A 25,412-nucleotide genomic window follows, 5' to 3' on the forward strand; every position below is an offset into this window, starting at 1 on the left:
GCAAGCATTAAAAAGACAATGTTACCCAGTAACCCGCATATTTGCGGATGTTTATGACCCTGTCACCATCGAGCATTAGATACTGGCCCTTGATGCCATGCAACGTGCCCGTGAATGCGGGGGTTTTGTCCAGATTAATTGATTTGATTTTTACCGGGTAGTTATCGACCGGATAGTGAATAGACACCGCTTCTGCGGTGGTTTCGCTTACCGCATCAAGCCCGTGTTCACGGCGGATATCTTCCAGACCGTCAGCGATTTTCTCCATCAGACTGGCTTTCAGAGCCGGTAAATCTGCCGCTTCCGCTTCGCCTTTCAGCATTGTCCGCCAGTTGGTTTTATCCCCGATGTGGGCTTTACATAAGGTTTCCACCAGACCACTGGTCAGGCGGTCTTTGACACGAAGAAAAACCATAGCCTGACTGGCGCCCTGGTCCATCCAGCGGCTGGACACCTGATCAGATACATGACGGGTAATGCCAACCTTCAGGTTGCCGGTATTCGCCAGATAAACAAAGTGGTCACTCAGACAATGGCTTTCTCCCCATTCCGGCTCCCTGCAGGTGCCTTCTTTGTAATGGCAAAGTTCAGGTTTGATAATACAACTGTCGCATTGAGCCAGGGTGATCAGGCAACGGTAGCAGTAACCCTGATTGAAACTTTTTTTGGTTTTCGCATCACAATGAACGCAGCGGATTTCACCTTCTGTGGTCAGCGTAATTTCTTTCCCGATGAGACTGTTCATATCTACCGTCTCATCACCCAGCGGTAATGTGTAGTGGACAAGATGACTGGTATTAACGGTTACCTTCATCTTGCCAAGTGCGCCTGTAAATGATTGCATGTTTACTCTTTTTTTATTCGCTTAGCTCACCACGTAAACTGGTCGTCAGCTTTGATTTAATCTCTTCATAACTTAATGACTGGCTGAGCAGGTAGTGCAATTTGGCAAGGGCTGCTTCCGGCGTCATGTCACTGCCGGACAGTACACCGGCTTCTTTTAGACTGTTACCCGTTGCATAGCCACCCATATTCACCCGGCCACGGAGGCATTGTGTGCAGTTAAGTACAACGATTTCGCGGTCTGCCGCGTACTTGAGTTGTTGTAACAGAGCAGGCTGTTGTGGTGCGTTGCCTACGCCGTAACTTAACAGAATGAGTGCATTAACCGGCTGCTGTAACGTGTTTTTAATTACCTCCGGTGAAATCCCGGGGTATAAGCTCACCAGACCGATGGGTTGTGATTTAACACGGCAGACTTTCAGTGGTGTTGCTGCCGGTTTGGCCAGTTCTCCGGCTTTGACACGGATATTAATACCGGCTTCCAGTAACGGCGGGAAGTTCGGTGAGTCAAACGCATTAAAACCGTCTGCATCGACTTTTCGGCTCCGGTTTCCTCTCAGAAGGCGGTTGTTGAAGAACAGGCTGACTTCTGCAATGGGATAGTTCGCCGCGACGTAAAGGGCATTGAGCAGATTAACCTGACCGTCAGAACGCAGTTCTGCCAGCGGAATTTGTGAGCCGGTAACGATAACCGGTTTACTCAGATCCTCCAGCATAAAGCTGAGGGCAGATGCCGTGTAAGCCATGGTATCCGTACCATGGAGAATAATGAATCCGTCATATTTATCATAATTATCTGCGATATCATCAGCGATACGCTGCCAGTCTGACGGGTTCATGTCAGAAGAATCAATCAGGTTGTCATACTCATGCAGAGTATATAAAGGCATTTCAGGACGATGAAACTCAGGCATGTTGGCGAGGGTGTTGCCAAGGAATCCCGCTGCGGGCACATAGCCTTGTCTGGAAGGTTTCATCCCGATAGTACCGCCGGTATAGGCAATGTAAATATGTTTTCTCATAGGGACTCCTGTTTTTAGCGGCGTATTGTAACAGGCTGGCAGGGCAAGTCATCATGCGCCGCCGCGAATTGAGGCGGCCAGGGTGATTGATTTGTCTCACATGTCTGATTAATAAAGGTAAGACGGACATAATTCATGCTTGCTCCGCAAAATTATCAGGGCATAATTAGAGTAAATCGCTCAGACAATATACAGCCTTTGACGGGCTGGTCTGAAACCGTTTATAAAATCATAAAAAATACAGCAGTACGGTTATTACTATGCAAAGTAACACAGGAAGTTTGGTCTGCGTGGGGCCGGGAATGACCCTTGGTGCTCATATGCCGCTGCGCTGCCGCAGTCACATCGAAAACGCTGATGTGGTCTTTACCAATTGTCATCCTCTGATGGAGCAATGGGTAAGCACCATGAACAAAGATACCCGTTCTTTACAGCCACTTTATGCGGAAGGTAAAGATCGCCGTGATACTTATCGCGAAATGGTCGCAGCGATAATGGCGGAAGTGACATCGGGCAAACGGGTGTGCGGTGTATTCTACGGGCATCCGGGTGTATTTGCTCAGGTGCCTCATACGGCTATTGCTCAGGCAAAGCAGGCAGGCTTTCGTGCGCATATGGAGCCGGGCATTTCTGCTGAAGACTGCCTGTATGCTGATATGGGCATCGACCCCGGCGCCTATGGCAGTCAACATTTTGAAACCACTCAATTCATGATGTTCTCACGTAATATCGATACTACTGCGTATCTCTTCCTCTGGCAGGTCGGTCTGGCAGGGGACTTATCCATTACAAAAAAATCAACGTCGGTGGCTCAGCGTAAAGTACTTACTGATCTGTTAATTGATGATTATGGCTATCCGCCGGAGCACCGTGTTGCGTTGTATGAATGCCCCGTGGTGATAACGGATAAAACCAGAATTGAATGGCTGCCTTTGAATACGTTACATGAAGCCGCGTTATCCTTGATCACCACCCTGGTGATACCACCATGCAAGCGATTAATTAAAAACGAAAAAATACTAAATAAACTCAACTCACTCTCATCTGACAAGGAAGCAACATCATGAATAAGACTATAGAAATACTCGCTGCACTGGCAGAGGATGTCACCCGTTCGGTAGATCAGTTATCACCGGAAGAAATGGCAGATATCGCACGTTTAAAAGCAGAAACTGTTAGAATGAACCCGCTGATGGCTATCGTGGAGCCTAATGATCCCGACGAGCCTTCACGGGAACCGGAGCGTGAGCCCGACAGAAACCCGATTGTGGCGTAACTGCTGCAACGGATAGTTGTTTAATACTGAGATTGCTGAATGCGCTGTTTTCTTTTCATTTTGTTGTTTATTCCTTTCGTCTGCACGGCAACGGATGATCATGAAAGACTGCAGCGCATTGAATCCCTCGCTTTGTCTGACTGGGACACGGCAAAAATCCTCCTGAAAGAAGTTAACCCGGAGTTGCTTGCACCGGCAGATAAACATTTTTACCGCTATTTATCCATTTACCTTTCTACGAAAGATACGCCTCTTGAAACTGTTGTCGGTCAGTATAAAGGGCTTTACCGCACGCTGCCGGATGAGGCGGTGAAAGTTAAAGTCGCTAAATCACTGCTGGCACTGGAAGCTTACCTGAACGAATGGGACCATGCGTTCGGCCTGGCAAAAGAACTTGAAGCGCAAATCGCCCGGCTGAATGACGTACAGAGTAATTTATCCGCCTGGAAAGGCATGGTGGTATTTTACAGCCAGGCCGGTTTGTATGACATGGCGTCTGATATGGTGGGGAAAATCCTTGCAACAAAAGAGGCAGGAGATGATTTGCGTTGTTTCGCACTGTCGCTGGGTGAAGAAATAAATCTTCATAACAACACGGCGTCTGAAAAAGGCTTTAATCATGCGATTGATGTATGCAGACGGGCAGGGCAAAATTACTACATCGCTTTCAATTACGTCCATCTGCTTGATTTATATGTAAAGGAAGGGGCTTTCAACAAAGCACGCATTATTGAGAAGGAAGCTACCTGGCGGGTAAACGAGAGTCAGTTTCATCATTTGATGGCCGGATTCAGTTTATCGCTGGCAGAGATGCGCCTCAGCGAAGGAAAAGTAGATGATGCTGAAGCACTGGCACAGGGTGTGATTCAAAAGGATATTCGTGAGGAATTTAAAGAGGCACTGCGGGATGCATACCGTATCCTGGTCGGAATAGCCGTTGAAAAGCAGCAATATCATAAGGCGTTTGATTACATCAGCAATAAACAACGCATGGAAGACGCGCTGCATTCAGAACAAAGCATTAAAGAGCTCGCATTTCAGAAAGCCATGTTTGATTTATCCAGTAAAGAAAACGAAATTCTCCTGCTGGACAAACAAAACAAGTTACTTCAGGCAGAAGCGAAATACAGCAGCCAGAAAATGAAGACTACGGTACTGGCCCTCTCGCTGGTGTCTGTAATGGGTGTTGCTCTGCTACTGTGGAGCTACCGCAGCCGCAGGCTTGCCAGACGCCTGCGCTACCTTGCAACCCGCGACAGTCTGACAGGTGTTTATAACCGGGGTTACTTCACGGACCTTGCCGCAGAAATACTTAAACGCTGCCAGAAAAATGAAACGTCTGTGGTGATGTTACTGCTGGATCTGGATTTATTTAAAGGTCTTAACGACACCTATGGTCATCAGGTGGGAGACTGGGTTTTGCGGGAAGTGGCCCGTGTTCTTAAAAATTGCTGTCCGGAGAAAGGACTGGTCACCCGCATGGGCGGAGAAGAATTTGGAATTCTGGCCGAAGGAATGACAACAGAGCAGGGATTCGAATTGGCGGAACGCTGCAGGCAGGCCATAGAAGAAATTGATTCCGGAATATCCGGTCATAAATTTACTGTATCTGCCAGTTTCGGGGTCAGCAGTTCATCGCAGGTAGGATATGGTCTCGATAACCTGTTTTCGGCTTCGGATCTTGCGCTTTATCAGTCTAAACGCTTCGGCCGCAATCAGGTTTATGAGTACAGTCATTCAATGAATTAAAAAACCCGGCATTTGCCGGGTTTTATATAATACTTAGCTGAGAGTTACTTCACTTCTTTACCGGCTGCCTGCTGGTCTGCATGATAGCTTGAGCGAACCATAGGACCGCATGCTGCGTGCACGAAGCCGATATCTTTCGCGTAATCGCCAAGAGCATCAAATTCGTTCGGGTGCACATAACGTTTCACCGGGTAATGGTGACGGGAAGGTTGCAGGTATTGACCCAGAGTCAGCATGTCCACGTCGTGGGCACGTAAATCACGCAGTACACCTTCGATCTCTTCGTTCTCTTCACCCATGCCCATCATCAGGCCGGACTTGGTTTTCACGTCAGGGTGCTGAGCTTTAAATTTCTTCAGCAGATCCAGAGACCACTGATAGTTCGCGCCCGGACGGCATTCCCGGTAAAGGCGAGGAATGGTTTCAAGGTTATGGTTGAATACATCCGGAACACCGCTTTTGAAAATCTCCAGTGCACGATCCATACGGCCACGGAAATCCGGTACCAGTACTTCAATGGTGGTTGACGGACTGTGTTCACGTATTGCATTAATACAATCAACAAAGTGCTGAGCACCACCGTCTCTGAGATCATCACGGTCTACTGAAGTAATCACCACGTATTTCAACTTCATTTCCGCAATGGTCTTAGCCAGTTTTTCCGGTTCTTCGGCACTGGGCGGTAATGGTTTTCCGTGAGCGACATCGCAGAAAGGACAACGACGGGTACAAATATCACCTAAAATCATGAAGGTGGCAGTTCCGTGGTTAAAGCACTCAGCCAGGTTAGGGCAGGAGGCTTCTTCACATACGGAATGCAGTTTGTTTTTACGCAGCGTCTGTTTGATTTCGTCAATACGATCAGTTGTACGTGGAAGCTTAATCTTGATCCATGACGGTTTACGAAGCATCTCCTCTTTTTCGGTAGGGACGATCGTAATCGGAATATGTTTTACTTTCTCATCATCGCGGAGTTTTACCCCGGCTTTAGGACGTGCGTTACTCATCAAAACCTTCTTTGTTTATGACTTCCTGAATATTTAGAATATTCAGAAGGTGTTGCGTGAGAGCCGGGCCTGCAATTTCCAGCGAATCAGGCCCTGCTAACCGCGCAGTATCAATCATTTCCATGCCGGCATAGCCGCAGGGATTAATCCGGTTGAACGGAGCTAAGTCCATATTAACATTGAGTGCGAGTCCATGGAATGAACAACCTTTACGGATCCGTAATCCTAAGGAACACACTTTCCGTTCATCAACGTACACACCGGGGGCATCTTTCTTAGCGCGGGCTTCTACACCGTAGTCTGCCAGTAATGCAACCACTGCATCTTCCATCGCCGTCACCAGCTCCCGCACACCCAGTTTTCGACGCTTAATATTCAGCATCATGTAAATAACCTGCTGGCCGGGACCATGGTAGGTAACCTGACCGCCACGGTCTACGTTGACTACAGGAATATCTCCCGGCATCAATATGTGTTCTGCTTTACCCGCCTGACCCTGGGTAAACACAGCGTCATGCTCTACCAGCCAGATTTCATCGGTTGTGTCTGCGTCACGCTCATCGGTGAACGCCTGCATTTTTTGCCACACCGGCAAATAAGACTGACGGGCTAACTGACGGACAATTACAGGATGATGTGTTGCGGTCACTTACAATACAACCCTGACCAGTTCAATTTTAGCCAGCTCGGTATAAATGGTTTCCATGTGCTCTTTACTGGTCACACGGACACTCACCGACACAGAATGGTAGTTACCTTTAGCACTGGGCTTAACGGTAGGAGAGTAATCTCCCGGCGAATGCTGCTGCAGACAGGTAATCACCTGCTGCGGTAATTCTTCATGGGCTACACCCATTACTTTAAACGTCTGGAAACAGGGAAAATCCAGCAACTCATCGAAACGGGTATCCATTACGATATCCTTACTTCTTTATATAAACAAAACGGCCAGATTATAACAATCTGGCCGCTGATCAACTAGCACTACTGACCGGTTATTCGTCCCAGCCAAGCTGCAGCATGACATAATCAACCATACGATCGAAGAAACCACCTTCATTCACTTCCTGCAAAGCAACAAGGGGATAGTTGGCAACGTCTTCGCCGTCCAGTTGCAGGTAAAGTGTGCCGACCACCTGGCCTTTTGCCAGTGGCGCTTCCAGTTTCTTATCTAACTCAAAGCTGGCTTCCAGGTTACCTGCCTGGCCACGGGGAATGGTAATGGGGGTAGATTGATTAATTCCAAGGTCTACAGTTTCGCGGTCACCCATATAAATGCGGTGAGCAACGAAGCTTTCACCGGCTTTATAAGGGGTTACAGTTTCATAGAAACGGAAACCGTAACGCAATAATTTTTTGTTTTCTTCTTTTCGGGCGCGTTCACTGTCTGTGCCCATCACAACAGAAATTAAACGCATATCACCTTGTTTGGCCGAGGTGATGAGGCTGTAGCCTGCATCAGAAGTGTGACCGGTTTTAATGCCATCCACATTCAGGCTCTGATCCCACAGCAAGCTGTTACGGTTGTACTGTTTGATACCGTTGTAGGTGTACTCTTTTTCGCTGTAAATCGCGTAGATTTCCGGCGTCTCAGCGACCAGCGCCTGAGACAACAGCGCCATATCCCGCGGCGTTACGTAGTGATCGGGGTCGTGCAGGCCGTGGCTGTTCACAAAATGTGAAGAAGACATACCCAGCGCCTGCGCGTGGGCATTCATCATGCTGGCAAAGGCACTTTCAGAACCGGCGATATGTTCAGCCATAGCAACACAGGCATCGTTACCGGACTGAATAATAATACCGCGAACCAGGTCGGCCACTTTTACCTGTGTACCCACCTCAATGAACATTTTTGATGATTCCGGAAAATTCTTCGCCCATGCATTTTCAGAAATGGTTACTTCATCGTCCATGCTGATATTGCCGGCTTCCAGCTCTTTTCCGATGACATACGTCGTCATCATTTTAGTCAGACTTGCAGGCGGCAACTGCATGTCTGCATTTTTCTCTGCGATAACCTGGCCCGTTTCGTTATCCATCAGCACGAAGCCTTCAGCGGCAACACTTGGCGGCGGCGGGATCACGACGTTGGCGTGGACTTTGGCAACATAAGACATGCACATCATGATAAACATGGTGAGCATGAAAGACGGTTTAGCGCGATTTATAATTTTATGCATGGGAATATCAATTACCGTTTTTTATTTAAGACAAACTGTTTTGAATTTTAACGTAAGCAACAAGCCTGGACCAGAGTCAGTGCAGCTTTGTTCCTTATATAAAGAGCAAAGTGATTCAGATACTGATTTGTACCTTAAAAGTCTACCGGATTACAGTGTTGCTGACCGATTTACCCGGCAAATCCACAAGTTCGGCAGATGAATGCCATATTTACAGGTTGCCGCCCACGGTATAAGCACCGGGATAGCCATTTTTCTGCAAATCATCTAACAGCATTTTTGCCTGAAAGCGGTCAGCCAGCGGGCCCAGCCGTAATTTGTAGATATTATTAATTAACGGTATTTCAGCAGGCACCTGATAAAGTTGGGACAGGACGGTAGATACTGATTTGGCACGTTCAGGATCACTCACTGCGGCAACCTGAATGTAAAGCCCGTCGTCAGCAGCAGAAACCGGCTCAGCTTCCGGCTCTTCAGGCAGAGGAACAATGCCGGCATATTGTTCATAGCTGACAGTAGGCTGATTGCCCACAGTCACCTGATTGTTCTCATCAAAATGAATCACTTCCAGCTTCACCTTTGCCGTGCCGTGCTGCTGGTAATCCAGTTTTTTCGCTGCGGCATAAGACAAGTCGATAATCCGGCTGGAATGAAATGGGCCACGATCATTTACCCGCACAATGGCTGTCTTGCCATTACTCAAGTTAGTCACTTTAACAAATGAGGGCAGCGGCAAGGTTTTATGTGCCGCTGTCATTGCAAACATATTGTAGGTTTCACCGTTAGAAGTGAGGTGCCCGTGAAATTTCTGGCCGTACCAGGAAGCCAGCCCGGTTTCCACAAAACCTTTACCGGATTGCAACGGATAATATCGTTTACCCAATACTTCGTAGGGGCGGCTGTTCCATTCACGGTAAGGTTCGTATTGCGGGTCTGCGTCAGTGTAATCCGGTTCGTCATACACAAACGTGGGGGCTGAATCGCTGTGCTGGGCATAGCGACCTGAAGACTGGCAGCCGCATAACACGACTGCACATAGCAGTAAGATACAGTATTTAGCGCACATAACCGGTTATCGGGATAAGAATCTTTTTTGTGTTCCGATTGCCATCAGAATGCCAAAACCAGCCATCAATGTCACCATTGACGTACCGCCAAAACTAACCAGTGGCAGTGGCACTCCTACTACGGGCAGTAAGCCTGACACCATACCCATATTTACAAACACGTAAACAAAGAAGGTCAGGGTTATCGAACCCGCCAATAGCTTACTGTAGGCGTCCTGAGCACGGTTGGCAATGATCAGGCCGCGAATAATGATAAACAGGTAAATTGCGAGTAATCCGATGACGCCAGTCAGACCGAATTCTTCACTGAAAACCGCAAAGATAAAATCGGTGTGACGTTCCGGCAGAAACTCAAGCTGTGACTGGGTTCCCTGCAACCAGCCTTTGCCCTGAAGGCCGCCGGAACCAATGGCAATTTTAGACTGGATAATATGATATCCGGCGCCCAGAGGATCGGATTCAGGATTTAAAAACGTGATTACCCGCTGTTTCTGATATTCCTGCATCAGAAAAAACCACATTACCGGTGCAAACGCACCGCCCATGGCGGCAACAATGCCAATAAGACGCCAGCTCATGCCTGCCAGAAAAATAGCAAAAATGCCCGAACTGGCAATGAGTAGCGACGTCCCTAAATCCGGCTGTTTAGCGATGAGGATTGTAGGAACGATAACCAGAGTGAAGCCAATGCCTATCTGAATAAGACGGGGGGGCAGGGTAAACTTACTGATATACCAGGCCACCATCATGGGCACCGCAAGCTTCATCAGTTCCGATGGCTGAAAACGAACAAATTTAAGATCAAGCCAGCGCTGGGCACCTTTACCCACGTCGCCGAATAAAAGTACAGCAATCAGCATCAGCAAGCCGGCAATGTAAGCATAAGTGGATAACCGACGGTAGGCCATAGGTGGTACCTGCGCCATGACGCACATTACACCCATGGCAATACCGAGACGGGCGAACTGCCGTTCCATCTGGCCGGGATCCTGACCGGAGGCCGAATAAAGGGTATACAGGCCGACCACCATTAAAACCAGCAATCCCAGCAACAGCCAGCCGTCAATATGAAGCCGTTCGAGCAGAGTAGACTGATTTTGTTTTATCGTTGTACGTTTCATTCAGCCTGTTCCTTTGATGCTTGCTCCGGCGGCACATAATCAGGCTGCATAAAGTCCCTTTCGCGGAAGAAAAAATCCATAACCTGACGGGCTACGGGTGCGGCATTGGAACTGCCGCCTCCGGCATTTTCAACCACAACCGCCACAGAGACTTCAGGTTGCTCATAAGGGGCGAAGGCTACATACATGGCATTATCACGAAGATGTTCAGAAACCTCTTCTTCGTTGTAGGACTCGTTCTGGCCTACTGAAAAAAGTTGTGCTGTACCGGACTTACCTCCGGACTGGTAAGGGGCATCAGAGAACGACTTGCGGCCGGTACCTTCATCGGAATGATTAACATCGTGCATGGCACTGAGCATTAAATCCCAGTTTTTTCTTTCTTTCACCATAATCGGACGCATGGTTTTTAAAGGCTCCTGCGAGACCTCGCCATTTTCACTCATGAATCCCATCATAATTTGCGGAACAAACCGTTCGCCGTGGTTTATCAGCGTATTTATTGCCTGATTCAGCTGGATCGGTGTCGCAGTCCAGTAACTCTGGCCAATACCCACAGGAATCGTATCACCGATGTACCAGGGCTGATTAAAACGGGCGCGTTTCCAGCCGCGGCTTGGCATATTGGCGTCGGATTCTTCGTACAAGTCTACGCCGGTGTAATCGCCGAAACCGAATTCAGACATCGCATCACTGATGCGGTCAATACCGAGCTTGTAGGCAAGGTCATAGTAGAAAGTATCGCAGGACATCATAATGGCCCGCTCAACATTGACTTTCCCGTGCCCCCATTTTTTCCAGTCACGCCACACATGGCTTACGTTGGGGAGCTTGTAACGTCCGGTGTCATTAATCGTGGTCTTCGGTGTAATGACACCGTCCTCAAGGCCCACCAGACCAAGTAGAGGCTTGATAGTGGAAGCCGGCGGATACTGTCCCTGCGTAGCGCGGTTAATCAGAGGGCGGTCAGGGGAATTCAGTAAGGCACTGTAGTTCTTGCTGCTGATCCCGTGGACAAACAGGTTAGGGTCGTAACTCGGACTGGAATACATGGCCAGTACACCGCCGGTATCAGGCGCAGAAACGACCACAGTGCCCCGCTTACCATCCAGCGCTTTTTTTGCAGCCAGCTGCAGGGCAAGATCAATATTCAGCACAATGTCTTTACCGGGCACCGGCGGATCAACACTCAACGTACGGATTATCCGTCCCTGACTGTTCACTTCTACCTGCTGATAACCGACCTGGCCGTGTAATTCTTCTTCATGGTATTTTTCGATACCCAGTTTACCGATGTCGTAGGTAGCAGCGTAATTATCTTCCTGACCAGCTTCCTGCAATTTCTGTAAATCTTTCTTATTAATTTTTGCTACGTAGCCAAGTACGTGAGTCAGCGTTTCACCGTAGGGATAGTAGCGCGAAAGACGGGCTTCCACAGAAACACCCGGAAAACGGTGTTGCTGGGCAGAAAACAATGCCACTTCTTCTTCATTTAGCTGGGTGCGCAGAGCGATGGGCTTAAACCGTCGTTGTCCGCGGTATATTTTGAGAAAATTGTCCCTTTCTTCCTGCGTGATCCCCATGAGAGCAGACAGGCTGTCCAGGGTGTCGTCCAGACTGTCGACTTCTTCAGGAATGACTTCCAGGCTGAATACCGGCCGGTTTTCAGCCAGCAAAATACCGTTGCGGTCGTAAATTAATCCCCGGTTAGGGGCAATGGGTAGTACTTTAATGCGGTTACCGTTGGAGCGGGTCTGATAAGCATCGTGCTGTTCAACTTGCAGTACGTAGAGATTACTCACCACGATACCGAGCATGGCAAACACAATAAGCAGTGAAACAGCGGCGCGGCGGGCAAACAGGTTCGCTTCCGCTGTATGGTCACGAATCGCCTGACGTTTACGGGCCATGGTTATTCCCGGTGATACGGATGGTTCTGGGTAACAGACCAGGCGCGATATAAGCTTTCCGCCACAATAATGCGCACCAGAGGGTGGGGTAATGTCAGATTAGAAAGTGACCAGCGCTGTTCCGATGCGGCAATACACTCAGGGGCGAGTCCTTCCGGGCCCCCGATGAGTAAACTTACGTCACGCCCGTCCATCTTCCAGGCATCAAGTTGTCTGGCAAGTTGGGGGGTGTCCCAGGGCTTACCGGTGACTTCCAGTGTGACGATGCGGTTTCCCTTCGGGATTGCCCCCAGCGTTGCTTCTCCTTCCTTTTGAAGGATGCGCGGAATATCAGCATTTTTGCCACGCTTTCCCGCGGCAATTTCAGTAAAGCTGACAGGCATGTCAGCGGGAAAACGGCGCACAAACTCATCAACACCCCTGGCAACCCAGTCAGGCATTTTAGTTCCTACCGCAACGATTTGAATTTTCACCGTTTTACAACTTCCCGGTTGAGCGATTTGAAGTGATAAGTCTTGCCGGAACGCCGCTGACAGTCAACGCCGTGGCATACTGATGGCTGATGTTCAGCCCCAGAGCTTTTCAAGCTGGTAGAAATCTCTGGCTTCATCCTGCATGACATGCACGATGATGTCGCCAAGATCAACAAGAACCCATTCACCGGTCTCTTTGCCTTCAATGCTCAGAGGCGGATGTCCGGCCTGTTTCATTTCTACATGCAGATTATCCGCGATAGACACCACGTGTCGCTTGGAATTACCCGAGCAGATAATCATCAGGTCAGTAATTGTCGACTTACCTTTTACGTCCAGTTGAATGACATCACGGGCTTTCATGTCGTCGATTTTATCTAACACGAATTGTTTGAACTGGTTACTGTCCAAAAGTTCTCCTCAAATACACAAAAAATTAACGTACAACATTTTAACTATAGCGAATTTTACCGCAATTCCCACACCGGTGTCAGTGCAGGTCCGGCATCAAAGTTAATCCGTTAAGCTCTATGCCCATGAACAACATACAAAGGTGTGCAAGCTTGATAAAAGGCCTTTCCACTGTATTTTGTTTAAAAGCAAAGTCGGCCTGTTCCAGCGCCTCTCTGATATGGTCAAGGTGGGCAGCGCTCAGCCGGTTCAGTGCCGACTGATAACAGCCCTGACGATTTTTCCAGATCCCGAACTTCATCCACTGGACAGGTTGTCCGGACGATCTGACTTCGTGTAACTGGCTTAAGGTCTGCCATTCACGAATAAATGCCCAGATCAGGATATTAGGTTCAATGCCCTCACTTTCCAGACGGTACAACATGCGGATACAGCGCTGCCGGTCTCCGTTCAGCATGACATCAACCAGCTGAAATACATTGAATCTGGATTGATCGACAATGGCCGCTTCTACCTGTTCAGGTGTAATGGCCTGTCCGGCATAAACCAGCGATAACTTCTGGATTTCCTGATGAGCGGCCAGCATATTGCCCTCACACATATCTGCAATCATGCGGACACAGGCTGCATCGCCGTTAAGTCCGGCTTTTTGCATAGTCTGCTGGATCCATGTGTGAAGATTATTACCTTCCAGTGCATAGCAAATGGAATGAATGCCGGTATCGTCAAGAACCTTGAACCATTTGGCTTTTTGTACATCTTTGCCAATACGGGGACCGTGGATCAGTAACAGAATGTCGTTACCCAGATTCGCTGCTACTGATTGCAGGGTCTGACTACCCTCAGTACCGGGTTTTCCGGTAGGTAGCTCCAGTTCAATAATCTGTTGCGAAGCAAATAAAGACAAAGATTGAGTGGCCTCAATTAACTGACTCCAGTTAAAACCACTGTCGGCAACTAATACTGTCCGCTCAGTGAAGCCCTGAGCTCTGGCTTTTTCCCGCACCGCTTCGATCATGGAAAATTTTTGCTGTGGCTCATCACCAAAAAGCAAATAACAAGGCTTGAGGTCTTTATCTAGTTCCGCTTCAAAACGGTTTGGATAGATTTGCATGGCAGTTGTTTATTCCGCCACTGCCTGAGAAGACTGGCTGGCTATACGACGGATAATTTTGTCTGCCGCTTCATCCCGCATTTCGCTGAGAACCAGTTCCAGCTCCCGCGATTTTGCCAGCACCTGTTCAGGATCATCCTGGTAATCCCGCAATACTTCAAAATACGCGGGCAGGGGAGCCTTGTCAGGGAAGGTCACTGTATAACGGACACCGTAAATCAGCTCGTATTCAGCTACCTGACCGGTAGAAAACACGGACAATAAACGCCGTTCCAGTTGCTCCGGCTGAATGTTGATCAGAACCGACATGTCCGGAGACGGGCTGTCTGCCAGTGTACCGCCGTGGAGGTCGTACACTGCCAGTTTTTTCTTCAACGCTCTGGCCAGTGGCGCATGGGCCTGCGCAGACGTTACCGCAACGTAATTAACTGATGGCGGCAACGCTTCATTACCGCGCAGATGAAAGCCGCAACCGGTAAGCACCAGTGCGGCTGCGCCTGCAGTTAACAGCCGGAAGAACGTCTTCATCAGTTAGCTACAATGTTAACCAGCTTACCGGGTACTACGATGATTTTGCGCACCGTTTTACCTTCGATAAACTGTTGAACATTGGCCTGGGCAAGGGCATCTGCTTCGACGGCTTCTTTTGCCGCATCTGCTGCCACGGTCATTTTAGCGCGCACTTTACCGTTAACCTGCACTACAATAAGCTTCTCATCTTCTACCAGGGCAGCAGGATCAGCTACCGGCCAGCCGGCATATTCTACAGGTGTATCATGGCCAAGTGCCTGCCACAGGTGATGACAGATATGCGGCGTGATGGGGTTTAGTAAACGCAGCACGCCTTCAACCGCTTCACGCATAATGGCATGGTCGGTTTCAGACTCCTGAGGTGCCTTTTGCAGATGATTCAGCAATTCCATTACCGCAGCTACGGCAGTGTTGAAGGTCTGACGACGACCCAGGTCATCACTGACCTTGGCAATTGTCTTATGCACTTCACGACGTAACGCTTGCTGATCTTTATTCAGTGCTTTTGCATCAACCTTGCCCGGTGTGCCGGAAACTTCAATGTGCTCACTGACCAGTTTCCAGATACGTTTCAGGAAGCGGTTTGCCCCTTCCACGCCGGAATCAACCCATTCAAGGGTTTGCTCAGGTGGCGCGGCGAACATTGTAAACAGGCGTACAGTATCTGCACCGTACTGATCGATAACCGCCTGAGGATCGATACCATTATTTTTCGACTTCGACATTTTAGTCATGCCGCCGTGTTCCACCGGCGTACCGTCGCTGGTCAGCCAGGCTTTCGTGATCCGGCCTTTATCATCTTTCTCAGTGGAAACAGCCAGCGGCGAATACCAGGTTTTCTTACCGTTTTCATCTTCACTGAAATAGGAATCTGCCAGCACCATACCCTGACATAACAGGCGCTTAAACGGCTCATCTGACTCTACCAGACCTTCATCACGCAGCAGTTTGTGGAAAAAACGGGAGTAGAGCAGGTGAAGAATGGCGTGTTCAATACCGCCGATGTACTGATCTACCGGCAGCCAGTAATTCGCCTGAGTTGGATCAAGCATGGCATCGCCATTTTGTGCGCAGCTGTAACGGGCATAATACCAGGATGATTCCATAAAGGTATCGAAGGTGTCGGTCTCACGCTGGGCCGGTTCACCGTTAAAGGTCGTTTTTGCCCATTCAGGATCAGCTTTGATTGGCGAAGTTACACCATTCATTTCTACGTCTTCCGGTAACACCACCGGTAATTCACTGGCGGGAACCGGCACAGACTCGCCGTTTTCCAGATTCAGCATTGGAATAGGAGCGCCCCAGTAACGCTGACGGCTTACGCCCCAGTCACGAAGACGGTAATTAACTTTCTTAGTACCCACACCTGCGGCAGATAATTTTTCTGCTATTGCATTGAAGGCGGCGTCGAAGGTTAAGCCATCAAACTCACCGGAATTAATTAAGGTGCCTTTTTCAGTGTACGCAGACGCAGTTAAGTCACAGGTTTCACTGTTACCATCTGCAGGTGTAATGACCTGTTTAACCGGCAGATTGTATTTGGTAGCAAATTCCCAGTCACGCTGGTCATGGCCGGGAACGGCCATCACAGCACCGGAGCCATAGCCCATCAATACGAAATTAGCAGCCCAAACCGGTACTTCCTCGCCGGTGAGCGGGTGAATCGCTGTTAATCCGGTATCACACCCTTTCTTTTCCATGGTGGCCAGTTCTGCTTCAGCCACTTTCGTGTTCTTACATTCTTCGATAAAGGTTGCAAGAGCAGGGTTATGTCTGGCCGCAAATTCTGCCACAGGATGCTGGGCAGCAACACCCAGGTATGTGACACCAAAGAATGTATCAGGGCGTGTAGTGTAAACGGTCAGAGTTTCCACTTCACCGGCAGGTGTTTTCAGTTTGAAGGTAATATCTACACCTTCTGAACGGCCAATCCAGTTTGCCTGCATGGCGCGAACCTGATCAGGCCAGTCTTCCAGCTGCTCCAGGTCAGATAACAATTCTTCAGCGTAGTCAGTAATTTTAATAAACCACTGAGGGATTTCTTTTTGTTCTACCAGCGCACCTGAACGCCAGCCACGACCGTCGATAACCTGTTCGTTGGCCAGTACTGTCTGGTCCACCGGATCCCAGTTAACGGTGGCGTTTTTCTTATAAACCAGCCCTTTTTCGTACAGGCGGGTGAAAAACCACTGCTCCCAGCGATAATAGTCAGGTTTACAGGTAGCGACTTCGCGATCCCAGTCATAACCGAAACCCAGCGACTTCAACTGGCCTTTCATATATTCAATGTTTGAATAGGTCCAGTTTGCCGGAGCCGTATTGTTATTGATGGCTGCGTTCTCAGCAGGTAACCCGAATGCGTCCCAACCCATTGGCTGCAGAACATTTTTACCCTGCATGCGCTGAAAACGGCTGATTACGTCACCGATGGTGTAGTTACGTACGTGTCCCATATGGAGACGGCCACTGGGGTAAGGGAACATTGAAAGGCAGTAGAATTTTTCTTTAGACGCGTCTTCTTCTGCTTTGAAAGACTGATTGGATTCCCAGTACTGCTGGACATCCTGCTCGATTTGTTTCGGGTTGTACTGATTTTCGGCCATCGTGAATAAGGCTTCCGCGTTGGTATTAATTACTTCGTGATTAGCCGCATAGAATACCCCGGCGCGCAGTGCACTCACAATAGGCGGGGGCTACTTTTATCCTTATCTGACGGGATTTTAGTCAGTTTTGGCAGTGGTTAAAAAATCTGCCAGCGCTTTAAGTTGTAATCCCTGGACATGGTCGACAACAGGCGCGAGGTCTTTATATCCGCTTTCGCTGTATCCCTGAACGTGATACCGAAGCGATATTCTTGTATCTGCGCCGGTTTGTTCCAGTTGCCAGTTCAGAGCGCCGGTCATGCCCATAGCTTGTAACGGCCCCAGTCCGCCGGTCATTACCAGCTGCTTTGCAGGGTCAACAAAACTTATCCGCATGTGCTCAGCACTCCGTTCACCGGCACGTTCGCAAAAACAACCGCCGGCACGGGCATCAATACTGAAGGTGCCCGTCCACCATGAGTGATCTTTGGGCCACCACCGGTCGACATCGTTTACCAGCGCTTGCCAGACAGTGTCAGCCGCTGCGTTCACCGAAACGGTATTAAGAACAATAAAGCCTCCGTTACCACTGCTTTCCACTTTGGCGGAGGTGTTAAAGGATAAAATTAAACTCAGGAGGGCGAGTACAGCAGTGGTTTTAGTCATGGACGCTCATAATCCTTAAAATTTTGCTGGCAATACGGTTAATAATGCCCATTAAACCGTAATGTGGTGCTTTTTGATACAATTTATCAAAACAAGTGGAGAAAAATGGCTGATACAGCCTTTTTATGGTTTGACAGTGGGAATTTTTCGCGTTTCACTTGATCTTATCTCCACAAAATCAAACCTGCCGGCTAACGGAGCAGTTTGATGATATAAGGTAAACAGGCAGTTATGACCGACCTTTCCGTTCTGCGCGCTAAATACGCTCTATCTCCCGCAGCACTGACACCGTCGCTGAACCGGCGGCAGATAAACCAGGCTTTAAAAGATGAGGAAGCCGTTAATGCAACCTTTATTGGCCAGGAGCGTGCCCGTGAAGCATTGTCATTCGGCCTTGGCGTACGCAACCGCGGATATAACCTCTATGTGATGGGGGAGCCGGCCACCGGACGGTTCTCGCTGGTAAAAGATTACATTGAGCGTCAGGTAGCATCATTGCCATCACCGGAAGACTGGGTCTATCTGAATAACTTTGATGAAGAACGTGAACCCTTTGTTCTGCGCATGGCGCCGGGTGAAGGTAAAGATTTGGTTAAAGATATAAACGGTCTGATTGACGACTTACTTGATACATTTCCTGCTGCTTTTGACAACCCGGGCTATCAGCGTCAGAAGTCAGCCATTTCCAGAGAATTTGAGCGCCGTTATGATGAAGCCATTGATGCAGTGGAACGCTACGCGCAGGCTCATGATGTAGCGCTTTATGATGAATCTAACGCCATTACCTTCGCCCCGATAGTAAACGGTAAACCCGTTACCGATGAAGAATTTGCCGTACTCGATGATGACAAGCGTCAGTATTTTTATGACTTGATTGCTGAACTTGAAAACCGTCTCAGTGAAAGTTTACTCGGGCTGCCGGTATGGAAACGTGAAAGTTCTGAGCGTATCAGGCAACTGAATAAGAAAACCGCAGAGCAGGGGATCAGACCCTTACTTAAAGTACTGGAACATAAATATGCCGGCCATCTCGGCGTACTGAAAACCCTGCGGCGCATGCGTTCCCATCTGGTAGACACCATCGTGTCACTGCTGGCAGAGGAGTCAAAAGAGGACAAGCCCGACGAACTCGACAGACGGCTTTATCTGGAAGAACTTTACTTGCCTAATGTGCTGGTGGGTCATCAGTTACAGGACGGCGCGCCGGTGGTGTATGAGCCGAACCCTACTTATCAGAACCTGTTTGGTAAAATTGAGTACACCAACCTGCACGGCAGTGTGTATACCAATTACAGAATGATACGAGCAGGGGCTTTGCACCGTGCTAACGGTGGCTATCTGTTACTGGATGTTGATCAGGTCATAGAGCAGCCCTTCGTGTGGGATGCACTGAAACTGGCGATAAAATCCGGTTCATTGAAAATGGATCTTCCCCAGCAGGATGTGGGTATGGTGAACGCCATCACATTAAACCCGCAACCGGTGGACCTGGATGTGAAAGTGATACTGCTGGGTTCACGGGATCTCTATTATACCCTGCAGGATTATGATGATGAATTTGACGAACTGTTCAGAGTGCTGGTGGATTTTGATTATGAAATACCGGTAACCCGTCAGTCTACTTTTGATTTTACGGGCAAGGTGCGTCATCACCTCAGTGAATGCGGCCTGAGCGGGATTTCCTCTAAAGCCATGCAGCGGCTGGTGGAATATTCCCTGCGTATGGCTGAACATCAGCAAAAATTCTCAGCCCATTTTGCCGAAGTCATAGAGCTTATTAATGAGGCCCGGTATTTTGCGGCTCAGCAGCAAAGCACTCACCTTGAACTGGAGCACATTGAAATTGCACTGAGTGCGAAAAAACGCCGCACCGGCCGGGTGAGTCATGCACTGCTAAACGATATTAAAGAAGGTCATGTCCTAATCGCTACCGAAGGTAAGTCAGTAGGTACCGTTAATGGCCTGACCGTACTGGAAGTCGGGGGGACGGCATTCGGTACGCCGGCCCGTATTACTTCTACCGTGTATGCCGGTGCCAATGGCGTGGTGGATATTGAACGGGAAGTTGAACTGGGACAACCCATTCACTCTAAAGGGGTTATGCTGTTAACCGGTTATCTTGGAAACAAATATGCCCAGCATTTCCCGTTGACCCTGTCAGCCAACATAGCGCTGGAACAATCCTACGGACACATTGATGGTGACAGTGCTTCGCTGGCAGAACTTATTGCACTGATATCTGCATTGACGGAAATTCCGGCTACCCAGTCTCTGGCAGTCACCGGCTCGATTAACCAGTACGGTGAGGTACAGGCAGTAGGCGGCGTGAACGAAAAAATTGAAGGCTTTTTCGATTTATGTCAGCACCGCGGGCTAACCGGCAATCAGGGAGTGATTATCCCCAAATCCAATGCCATTAACCTGGTACTGGATAAAGCAGTCATTGATGCAGTGAAAAAAGAGCTTTTCCATATTTACACTGCTGAAACCGTGGATGATGCCATTTCACTGCTGATGGAAAAAGAAGCCGGCAACATGACGTCCCGCGGGCGTTATCCGAAAAATTCGGTGAACTATCATGCCGTGAACCGCCTTTATAACATTGCACTGATTGTTAACGGAGGCGACGATGAATAAACACATAATAAAAAACGTCAGAAGGTGGCAGGAAAGATGAAAAAGTTATCTACGGGGAGTTTATTTGCGGGGAGTGTCATTACCGGAATGGTAACAGGCAGAAAACTAACAGCTTTAGTTGCCCTTACGCTATTCAGCACGGGCGCATTCAGTGCACCTGAAACTCCGGAGTTATCTCTGCAGGAGGCTGAGCGGTTGTCAGAGATGCCGCTGCATTGTGTAACGACAGAGTACCCGAACAAGTTAAATCAAACGTTATCCGGTCCACAGGATTTGCAGGGACCGGCTTCACTGCACCCCGCCTTTTACGGGTGTTTTGACTGGCACTCCAGCGTACACGGTCACTGGATGCTGGTAAATCTGCTTCGCCATTTTCCTGATCTGGCCAAAGCGACAGAAATCAAAGCAAAACTTAAGGAAAACCTGGCAACTGATAAAATTCTTCAGGAAGTGGCATATTTTGAAAAACCACAAAATGCCAGTTTTGAACGCACTTATGGCTGGGCGTGGTTACTGGCTCTGGCCGCAGAACTGAAACTGTGGGATGATCCCCTGGCTGCTGAACTAAGTCAGAACCTGTCTCCCCTGACTGAACTGATTGTCGGAAAATATCATCAGTTCTTACCAAAACTGGTGTATCCGGTTCGCACCGGCGAGCATCCAAATACGGCTTTCGGTATGTCGATGGCAATGGATTATGCCCTGATTGCTGAGGACAAAGCATTGCAGTCGCTTATTACAGACCGTGCTGTGCACTGGTTTGGCGGCGATAAACAGTGTCCGCTCTCATGGGAGCCAAACGGCTTCGATTTTCTTTCTCCTTGTTTTGAAGAACTGGATCTGATGCGAAAAGTGATGGATAAGAAGTCCTTTATGCATTGGGCAAAAAGTTTTCTGCCGGCGTTAGACAATGCTGACTTTCACATTGATGTGGCACGGGTAAGTGATCGCACTGACGGAAAACTGGTGCATCTGGACGGGCTAAATTTCAGCCGTGCCTGGGTGATGTATGGCCTTGCAGCAGAATATCCCGACGAATTTGGTCACCTGCGGGCGCTGGCAGACACACACGTGACCCATTCATTGCCTGCCATCGTTGATGAAAATTATGAAGGTACACACTGGCTGGGCAGCTTTGCTGTTTATGCGTTACAACAACGTGCCCGCGCCGGAGAGTAAATCATTTATTTAGGTGGCATACGGAGTGCGCCATCAAGACGGATGGTCTCACCGTTTATATAGGTGTTAAGTGCAATGTGCGCCACCAGTGCTGCAAATTCCTCTGGAAGACCAAGTCGTTTAGGGAAGGGCACGTTGGCGCTTAATGCTGCCTGAACGTGCTCCGGCATGGCCAGTAACATGGGAGTGCCCATTACGCCGGGCGCAATGGCATTAACACGGATACCCACTGCGGCCAGGTCCCTGGCCATGGGCAGTGTCATACCGATAATGCCCGCCTTACTGGCTGCGTAGGCCGTCTGTCCCGTCTGCCCCTCGTAGCCGGCAATAGATGCGGTATTAATAATCACACCCCGTTCACCGTTTTCATCTGCTTGTTGTGCGGCCATGGTCTGAGCAGCAAGCCGGCTGACGTTAAAGGTACCGTTCAGATTGATATCGGTTACTTTACGGAACTGTTCAAAAGAGGCTGCATTACCTGTTTTATCAAGCGTTCTCGCAGCCGGTGCAATTCCTGCGCAGGAAACACAAAGGTTAATACGTCCGGCTTTCTCCCGGAAAGCTTGCAATGCATCAGAAACCTCGTCTTCACTGCAAACATCGACGGGGTAAAAATGTGCATTTCCACCCGCCTCACGGACAGCCTTTTCCCCTTTTTCACGGTCTATATCAAAAAGAGCAACGGTCGCGCCACGCTGCAACAGATGCTGCGCGGTAGCAAAACCCAGTCCTGAACTGCCACCGGTAATGACGGCTGTGATGGAGGAAAGCGGAAGTGTGGTTTGTTCTGACATCATTCTCTGCCCGTTATCAGGTTTACGTTAACGTAAGTGTAACGTGGCAGAGATTGTTAACAAAGTGATTACATAAATGAAGATGTAAAAAGACTTTATTGTTTTGGCAACTGAATTTTACGCTCTTCGGAAGGGCGGAAGATGATCAGTGTGTGTCCGATGGACTGTACTTTTACAGATTCGGTTTCCCGCACAATAGCATCCATGATCAGTGTTTTTTCTTCACGATCATCGGTAGGCACCTTTACTTTAATCAGTTCGTGGTGTGCCAGTGCGCTGTCAATTTCAGATACAACACCCTCTGTGAGGCCGTTTGCACCTAATTGCACAACGGGTTTCAAAGAGTGGGCCAGGCCCTTAAGGAATTGTTTCTGTTTATTGGAAAGTTTCATTTCGTCGTTTTTCTTTACTATTGATAAATTTGTTTAACCTAAACGCCGGGCCACGTGGTCATTGACTGAACGTAAAACCAATTATTTTAAGTTAATGCCTTGAAATGCCATATTCTAACGCCATCTTCGTAACAATCCTAACGACATTATGTGTGAATGACAAAAAAGTCGCATGATGCCACCAATTATATAAGCAATACTGAACAGAACTGCACACTTGCACGTAAAACGTTACAAGGCGTTAATTTACGTGGTAGCGGGAACGTGTATTGGTGGCTACGGTCTATAATTTGTAGTAGGCTGTAATTTGACGAAGTAAGGATCGCATTTCGTACGGAAACAATGGGAGCGGAGCATGTTCCGGACGCCGGTTTCACCTTAGTGAGCGGTAAATGAACATGTTGGCAGTAAATTGTCATCAATCCCGGATGTTCCGGTATTTTTAGAGGTTAGTAGCTTGAGCGATATGGCAAAAAATTTAATCTTATGGTTGGTTATCGCCGTTGTGTTGATGTCGGTGTTCCAGAGCTTTTCACCTGGTGAATCGACACGTGCACAAACGGATTACACAACATTCCTGAAAGAAGCGAATCAGGGCAATGTCCGCGAAGTTCGCATTGACAGTGAGTCCCGCGAAATCCGCGGCACAAAACGTAACGGCGAAACATTCGTTACCTATATTCCCTATTTTGATGACCAGCTCATTTCAGATTTGGTGAAGAAGGATGTGCGTGTATTAGGTGAGCCGCCTGAGAAGCCGTCTATCCTGACGTCTATCTTCATTTCATGGTTCCCCATGCTGCTGTTGATTGCAGTCTGGATCTTCTTCATGCGTCAAATGCAGGGTGGCGGTGGCCGCGGAGCCATGTCATTCGGCAAAAGCAAAGCCCGTTTATTGGGTGAAGATCAGATTAAAACCACTTTCGCCGACGTTGCCGGTTGTGACGAAGCGAAAGAGGATGTCGTAGAACTGGTAGACTTCCTGCGCGATCCTTCAAAATTCCAGAAGCTTGGCGGTAAAATTCCAAAAGGCGTTCTGATGGTGGGCCCGCCGGGTACAGGTAAAACATTGCTGGCTAAAGCCATTGCCGGCGAAGCAAAAGTACCGTTCTTTACAATTTCAGGTTCCGACTTTGTTGAAATGTTTGTGGGTGTGGGTGCATCCCGTGTCCGTGATATGTTCGAGCAAGCCAAAAAGGCTGCGCCTTGCATTATCTTTATCGATGAGATTGATGCCGTAGGTCGTCAGCGTGGTGCTGGTCTTGGTGGTGGTCACGATGAACGTGAACAGACACTTAACCAGATGCTGGTAGAAATGGATGGTTTTGAAGGTCACGAAGGTATTATCGTTATTGCAGCGACTAACCGTCCTGATGTACTCGACCCGGCACTGTTACGTCCCGGTCGTTTTGACCGTCAGGTTATCGTAGGTCTGCCTGATATCCGTGGTCGTGAGCAAATTCTGAAAGTCCACATGCGCAAAGTACCGGTTGGTGACAACGTGGAAGCTTCTGTGATTGCCCGTGGTACGCCCGGCTTCTCCGGTGCTGATCTTGCAAACCTGGTTAACGAAGCTGCCCTGTTTGCCGCCCGTGCTAACAAGCGTCTTGTGTCGATGGAAGAGTTCGATAAAGCCAAAGACAAGATCATGATGGGTGCTGAGCGTAAGTCTATGGTGATGTCGGAAAACGAGAAAGCCATGACAGCGTACCACGAGGCCGGTCACGCAATCGTTGGCCGTCTTGTTCCTGAACATGATCCGGTTTACAAGGTGTCGATCATTCCCCGTGGCCGTGCACTGGGTGTTACCATGTATCTGCCGGAACAGGATCGTGTGAGCCATTCCAAGCAACATCTTGAAAGTATGATTTCAAGTCTGTTTGGTGGCCGTATTGCTGAACAAATCATTTACGGCGACGATATGGTGACCACCGGCGCGTCTAATGACATTGAACGTGCTACTGAGATTGCCCGTAAGATGGTCACGCAATGGGGCTTGTCCAGTAAAATGGGTCCGATGTTGTACGCAGAAGACGAAGGCGAAGTGTTCCTGGGCAAATCCATGTCTAAAGCCTCGCACATGTCTGACGACACTGCCCGCGCCATCGATGCAGAGATCAAATCGTTTATCGATGCGAACTATGACCGTGCTTATAAAATTCTTGAAGAGAATATTGATATTCTGCATTCGATGAAAGATGCCCTGATGAAGTACGAGACCATTGATGCGAAGCAAATTGATGATCTGATGGCACGCCGTGACGTGCGTCCGCCTGCGGACTGGGACGATCGTGCGCCAAAAGGTGGAGACAATCCTCCCGGCGGCAAGCCTGCACGTGAGGGCGAAATTACCGACGATGGTTTGGATAAGCCACCGGTAGGTAAACCCGGCGACCTTCCGGGCTAAAATTTCCAGGCGCCAGTTTCAACTGGCGCTTTTTGTTTGTGCTTTATAAAG

At 48.8% G+C, this 25,412-nt stretch carries 23 protein-coding genes; 6 read left to right on the top strand and 17 right to left on the bottom strand.

Annotation, left to right across the window (positions count from 1 at the left end):
- Positions 1-7 precede the first annotated feature (7 nt).
- Positions 8-844, bottom strand: a complete 837-nt coding sequence (locus DS731_RS09615; RefSeq protein WP_119501108.1) for a DUF2797 domain-containing protein — start codon at positions 842-844, stop codon at positions 8-10.
- A 13-nt stretch (positions 845-857) separates the two neighbouring features.
- The gene (gene ansA, locus DS731_RS09620; RefSeq protein ID WP_119501109.1) at positions 858-1,865 is read right to left on the bottom strand and encodes an asparaginase; all 1,008 of its coding nucleotides are present in this window, start codon (positions 1,863-1,865) and stop codon (positions 858-860) included.
- Between the two features lie 260 nt (positions 1,866-2,125).
- On the opposite strand from ansA, the gene DS731_RS09625 reads away from it, so the two are divergent.
- The 3 genes from DS731_RS09625 to DS731_RS09635 are packed head-to-tail and all read left to right on the top strand — an operon-like array spanning position 2,126 to position 4,890.
- Positions 2,126-2,932, top strand: a complete 807-nt coding sequence (locus DS731_RS09625; protein ID WP_119501110.1) for an SAM-dependent methyltransferase — start codon at positions 2,126-2,128, stop codon at positions 2,930-2,932.
- On the top strand, positions 2,929-3,141 hold the full coding sequence (locus DS731_RS09630; protein ID WP_119501111.1) for a hypothetical protein: 213 nt from the start codon (positions 2,929-2,931) through the stop codon (positions 3,139-3,141). Before DS731_RS09625 ends, DS731_RS09630 begins: the two co-directional genes overlap by 4 nt.
- Positions 3,142-3,180: 39 nt before the next feature.
- A complete protein-coding gene (locus DS731_RS09635) occupies positions 3,181-4,890 on the top strand; it encodes a GGDEF domain-containing protein (protein WP_119501112.1) in 1,710 nt (569 codons plus the stop codon).
- A gap of 44 nt (positions 4,891-4,934) precedes the next feature.
- On the opposite strand, the gene lipA is transcribed toward DS731_RS09635, so the two are convergent.
- The 13 genes from lipA to DS731_RS09700 form a co-directional block, all read right to left on the bottom strand.
- The gene (gene lipA / locus DS731_RS09640; RefSeq protein ID WP_119501113.1) at positions 4,935-5,897 is read right to left on the bottom strand and encodes a lipoyl synthase; all 963 of its coding nucleotides are present in this window, start codon (positions 5,895-5,897) and stop codon (positions 4,935-4,937) included.
- Positions 5,890-6,474: a lipoyl(octanoyl) transferase LipB gene (gene lipB / locus DS731_RS09645; protein ID WP_232373552.1), complete on the bottom strand. Its 585-nt coding sequence runs from the start codon at positions 6,472-6,474 to the stop codon at positions 5,890-5,892. Before lipB ends, lipA begins: the two co-directional genes overlap by 8 nt.
- Before the next feature lie 72 nt (positions 6,475-6,546).
- Positions 6,547-6,810: a DUF493 family protein YbeD gene (ybeD, locus tag DS731_RS09650; protein WP_119501115.1), complete on the bottom strand. Its 264-nt coding sequence runs from the start codon at positions 6,808-6,810 to the stop codon at positions 6,547-6,549.
- An 82-nt stretch (positions 6,811-6,892) separates the two neighbouring features.
- On the bottom strand, positions 6,893-8,041 hold the full coding sequence (locus DS731_RS09655; RefSeq protein ID WP_232373553.1) for a D-alanyl-D-alanine carboxypeptidase family protein: 1,149 nt from the start codon (positions 8,039-8,041) through the stop codon (positions 6,893-6,895).
- Positions 8,042-8,288: 247 nt separating this feature from the next.
- Entirely contained in the window at positions 8,289-9,143 is an 855-nt protein-coding gene (locus DS731_RS09660) for a septal ring lytic transglycosylase RlpA family protein (protein ID WP_119501117.1), read from the bottom strand.
- Positions 9,144-9,149: 6 nt separating this feature from the next.
- Positions 9,150-10,265, bottom strand: coding sequence for a rod shape-determining protein RodA (rodA, locus tag DS731_RS09665; RefSeq protein ID WP_119501118.1), 1,116 nt, complete (start codon positions 10,263-10,265; stop codon positions 9,150-9,152).
- Complete coding sequence (gene mrdA / locus DS731_RS09670) at positions 10,262-12,175, bottom strand: penicillin-binding protein 2 (RefSeq protein WP_119501119.1); 1,914 nt, start codon at positions 12,173-12,175, stop codon at positions 10,262-10,264. The genes rodA and mrdA overlap by 4 nt, the downstream gene beginning before the upstream one ends.
- A 2-nt stretch (positions 12,176-12,177) precedes the next feature.
- Positions 12,178-12,648, bottom strand: coding sequence for a 23S rRNA (pseudouridine(1915)-N(3))-methyltransferase RlmH (gene rlmH, locus DS731_RS09675; RefSeq protein WP_119501120.1), 471 nt, complete (start codon positions 12,646-12,648; stop codon positions 12,178-12,180).
- Positions 12,649-12,741: 93 nt separating this feature from the next.
- Positions 12,742-13,059 (bottom strand): ribosome silencing factor, encoded by a 318-nt coding sequence (rsfS, locus tag DS731_RS09680; protein ID WP_119501121.1) that lies wholly within the window; start codon positions 13,057-13,059, stop codon positions 12,742-12,744.
- Positions 13,060-13,138: 79 nt separating this feature from the next.
- A complete protein-coding gene (gene holA, locus DS731_RS09685; protein ID WP_119501122.1) occupies positions 13,139-14,173 on the bottom strand; it encodes a DNA polymerase III subunit delta in 1,035 nt (344 codons plus the stop codon).
- 9 nt (positions 14,174-14,182) lie between these two features.
- Positions 14,183-14,701 (bottom strand): LPS-assembly lipoprotein LptE, encoded by a 519-nt coding sequence (locus DS731_RS09690; protein WP_119501123.1) that lies wholly within the window; start codon positions 14,699-14,701, stop codon positions 14,183-14,185.
- Positions 14,701-17,307 carry a leucine--tRNA ligase gene (leuS, locus tag DS731_RS09695; protein WP_119503380.1) on the bottom strand — a complete coding sequence of 869 codons (2,607 nt, stop codon included), beginning with the start codon at positions 17,305-17,307 and terminating at the stop codon, positions 14,701-14,703. Before leuS ends, DS731_RS09690 begins: the two co-directional genes overlap by 1 nt.
- A 117-nt stretch (positions 17,308-17,424) precedes the next feature.
- A complete protein-coding gene (locus DS731_RS09700) occupies positions 17,425-17,952 on the bottom strand; it encodes an SRPBCC family protein (RefSeq protein ID WP_119501124.1) in 528 nt (175 codons plus the stop codon).
- Positions 17,953-18,183: 231 nt separating this feature from the next.
- Between DS731_RS09700 and DS731_RS09705 the strand changes: the two genes are divergently transcribed.
- A complete protein-coding gene (locus DS731_RS09705) occupies positions 18,184-20,589 on the top strand; it encodes a Lon protease family protein (protein ID WP_119501125.1) in 2,406 nt (801 codons plus the stop codon).
- A 36-nt stretch (positions 20,590-20,625) separates the two neighbouring features.
- Positions 20,626-21,768 carry a DUF2891 domain-containing protein gene (locus tag DS731_RS09710; RefSeq protein WP_232373522.1) on the top strand — a complete coding sequence of 381 codons (1,143 nt, stop codon included), beginning with the start codon at positions 20,626-20,628 and terminating at the stop codon, positions 21,766-21,768.
- A 5-nt stretch (positions 21,769-21,773) separates the two neighbouring features.
- Here the strand turns inward: DS731_RS09710 and DS731_RS09715 are convergent, their stop codons facing one another.
- The gene (locus DS731_RS09715) at positions 21,774-22,565 is read right to left on the bottom strand and encodes an SDR family NAD(P)-dependent oxidoreductase (RefSeq protein ID WP_232373523.1); all 792 of its coding nucleotides are present in this window, start codon (positions 22,563-22,565) and stop codon (positions 21,774-21,776) included.
- Positions 22,566-22,657: 92 nt separating this feature from the next.
- Positions 22,658-22,954 (bottom strand): ribosome assembly RNA-binding protein YhbY, encoded by a 297-nt coding sequence (yhbY, locus tag DS731_RS09720; protein ID WP_119501126.1) that lies wholly within the window; start codon positions 22,952-22,954, stop codon positions 22,658-22,660.
- 457 nt (positions 22,955-23,411) lie between these two features.
- Here yhbY and ftsH point away from each other — a divergent pair, with 457 nt between their 5' ends.
- Positions 23,412-25,361: an ATP-dependent zinc metalloprotease FtsH gene (ftsH, locus tag DS731_RS09725; protein WP_119501127.1), complete on the top strand. Its 1,950-nt coding sequence runs from the start codon at positions 23,412-23,414 to the stop codon at positions 25,359-25,361.
- The last annotated feature ends 51 nt before the right edge of the window (positions 25,362-25,412 follow it).

It is taken from the genome of Alteromonas sp. RKMC-009 (assembly GCF_003584565.2).
GTDB lineage: Bacteria > Pseudomonadota > Gammaproteobacteria > Enterobacterales > Alteromonadaceae > Alteromonas.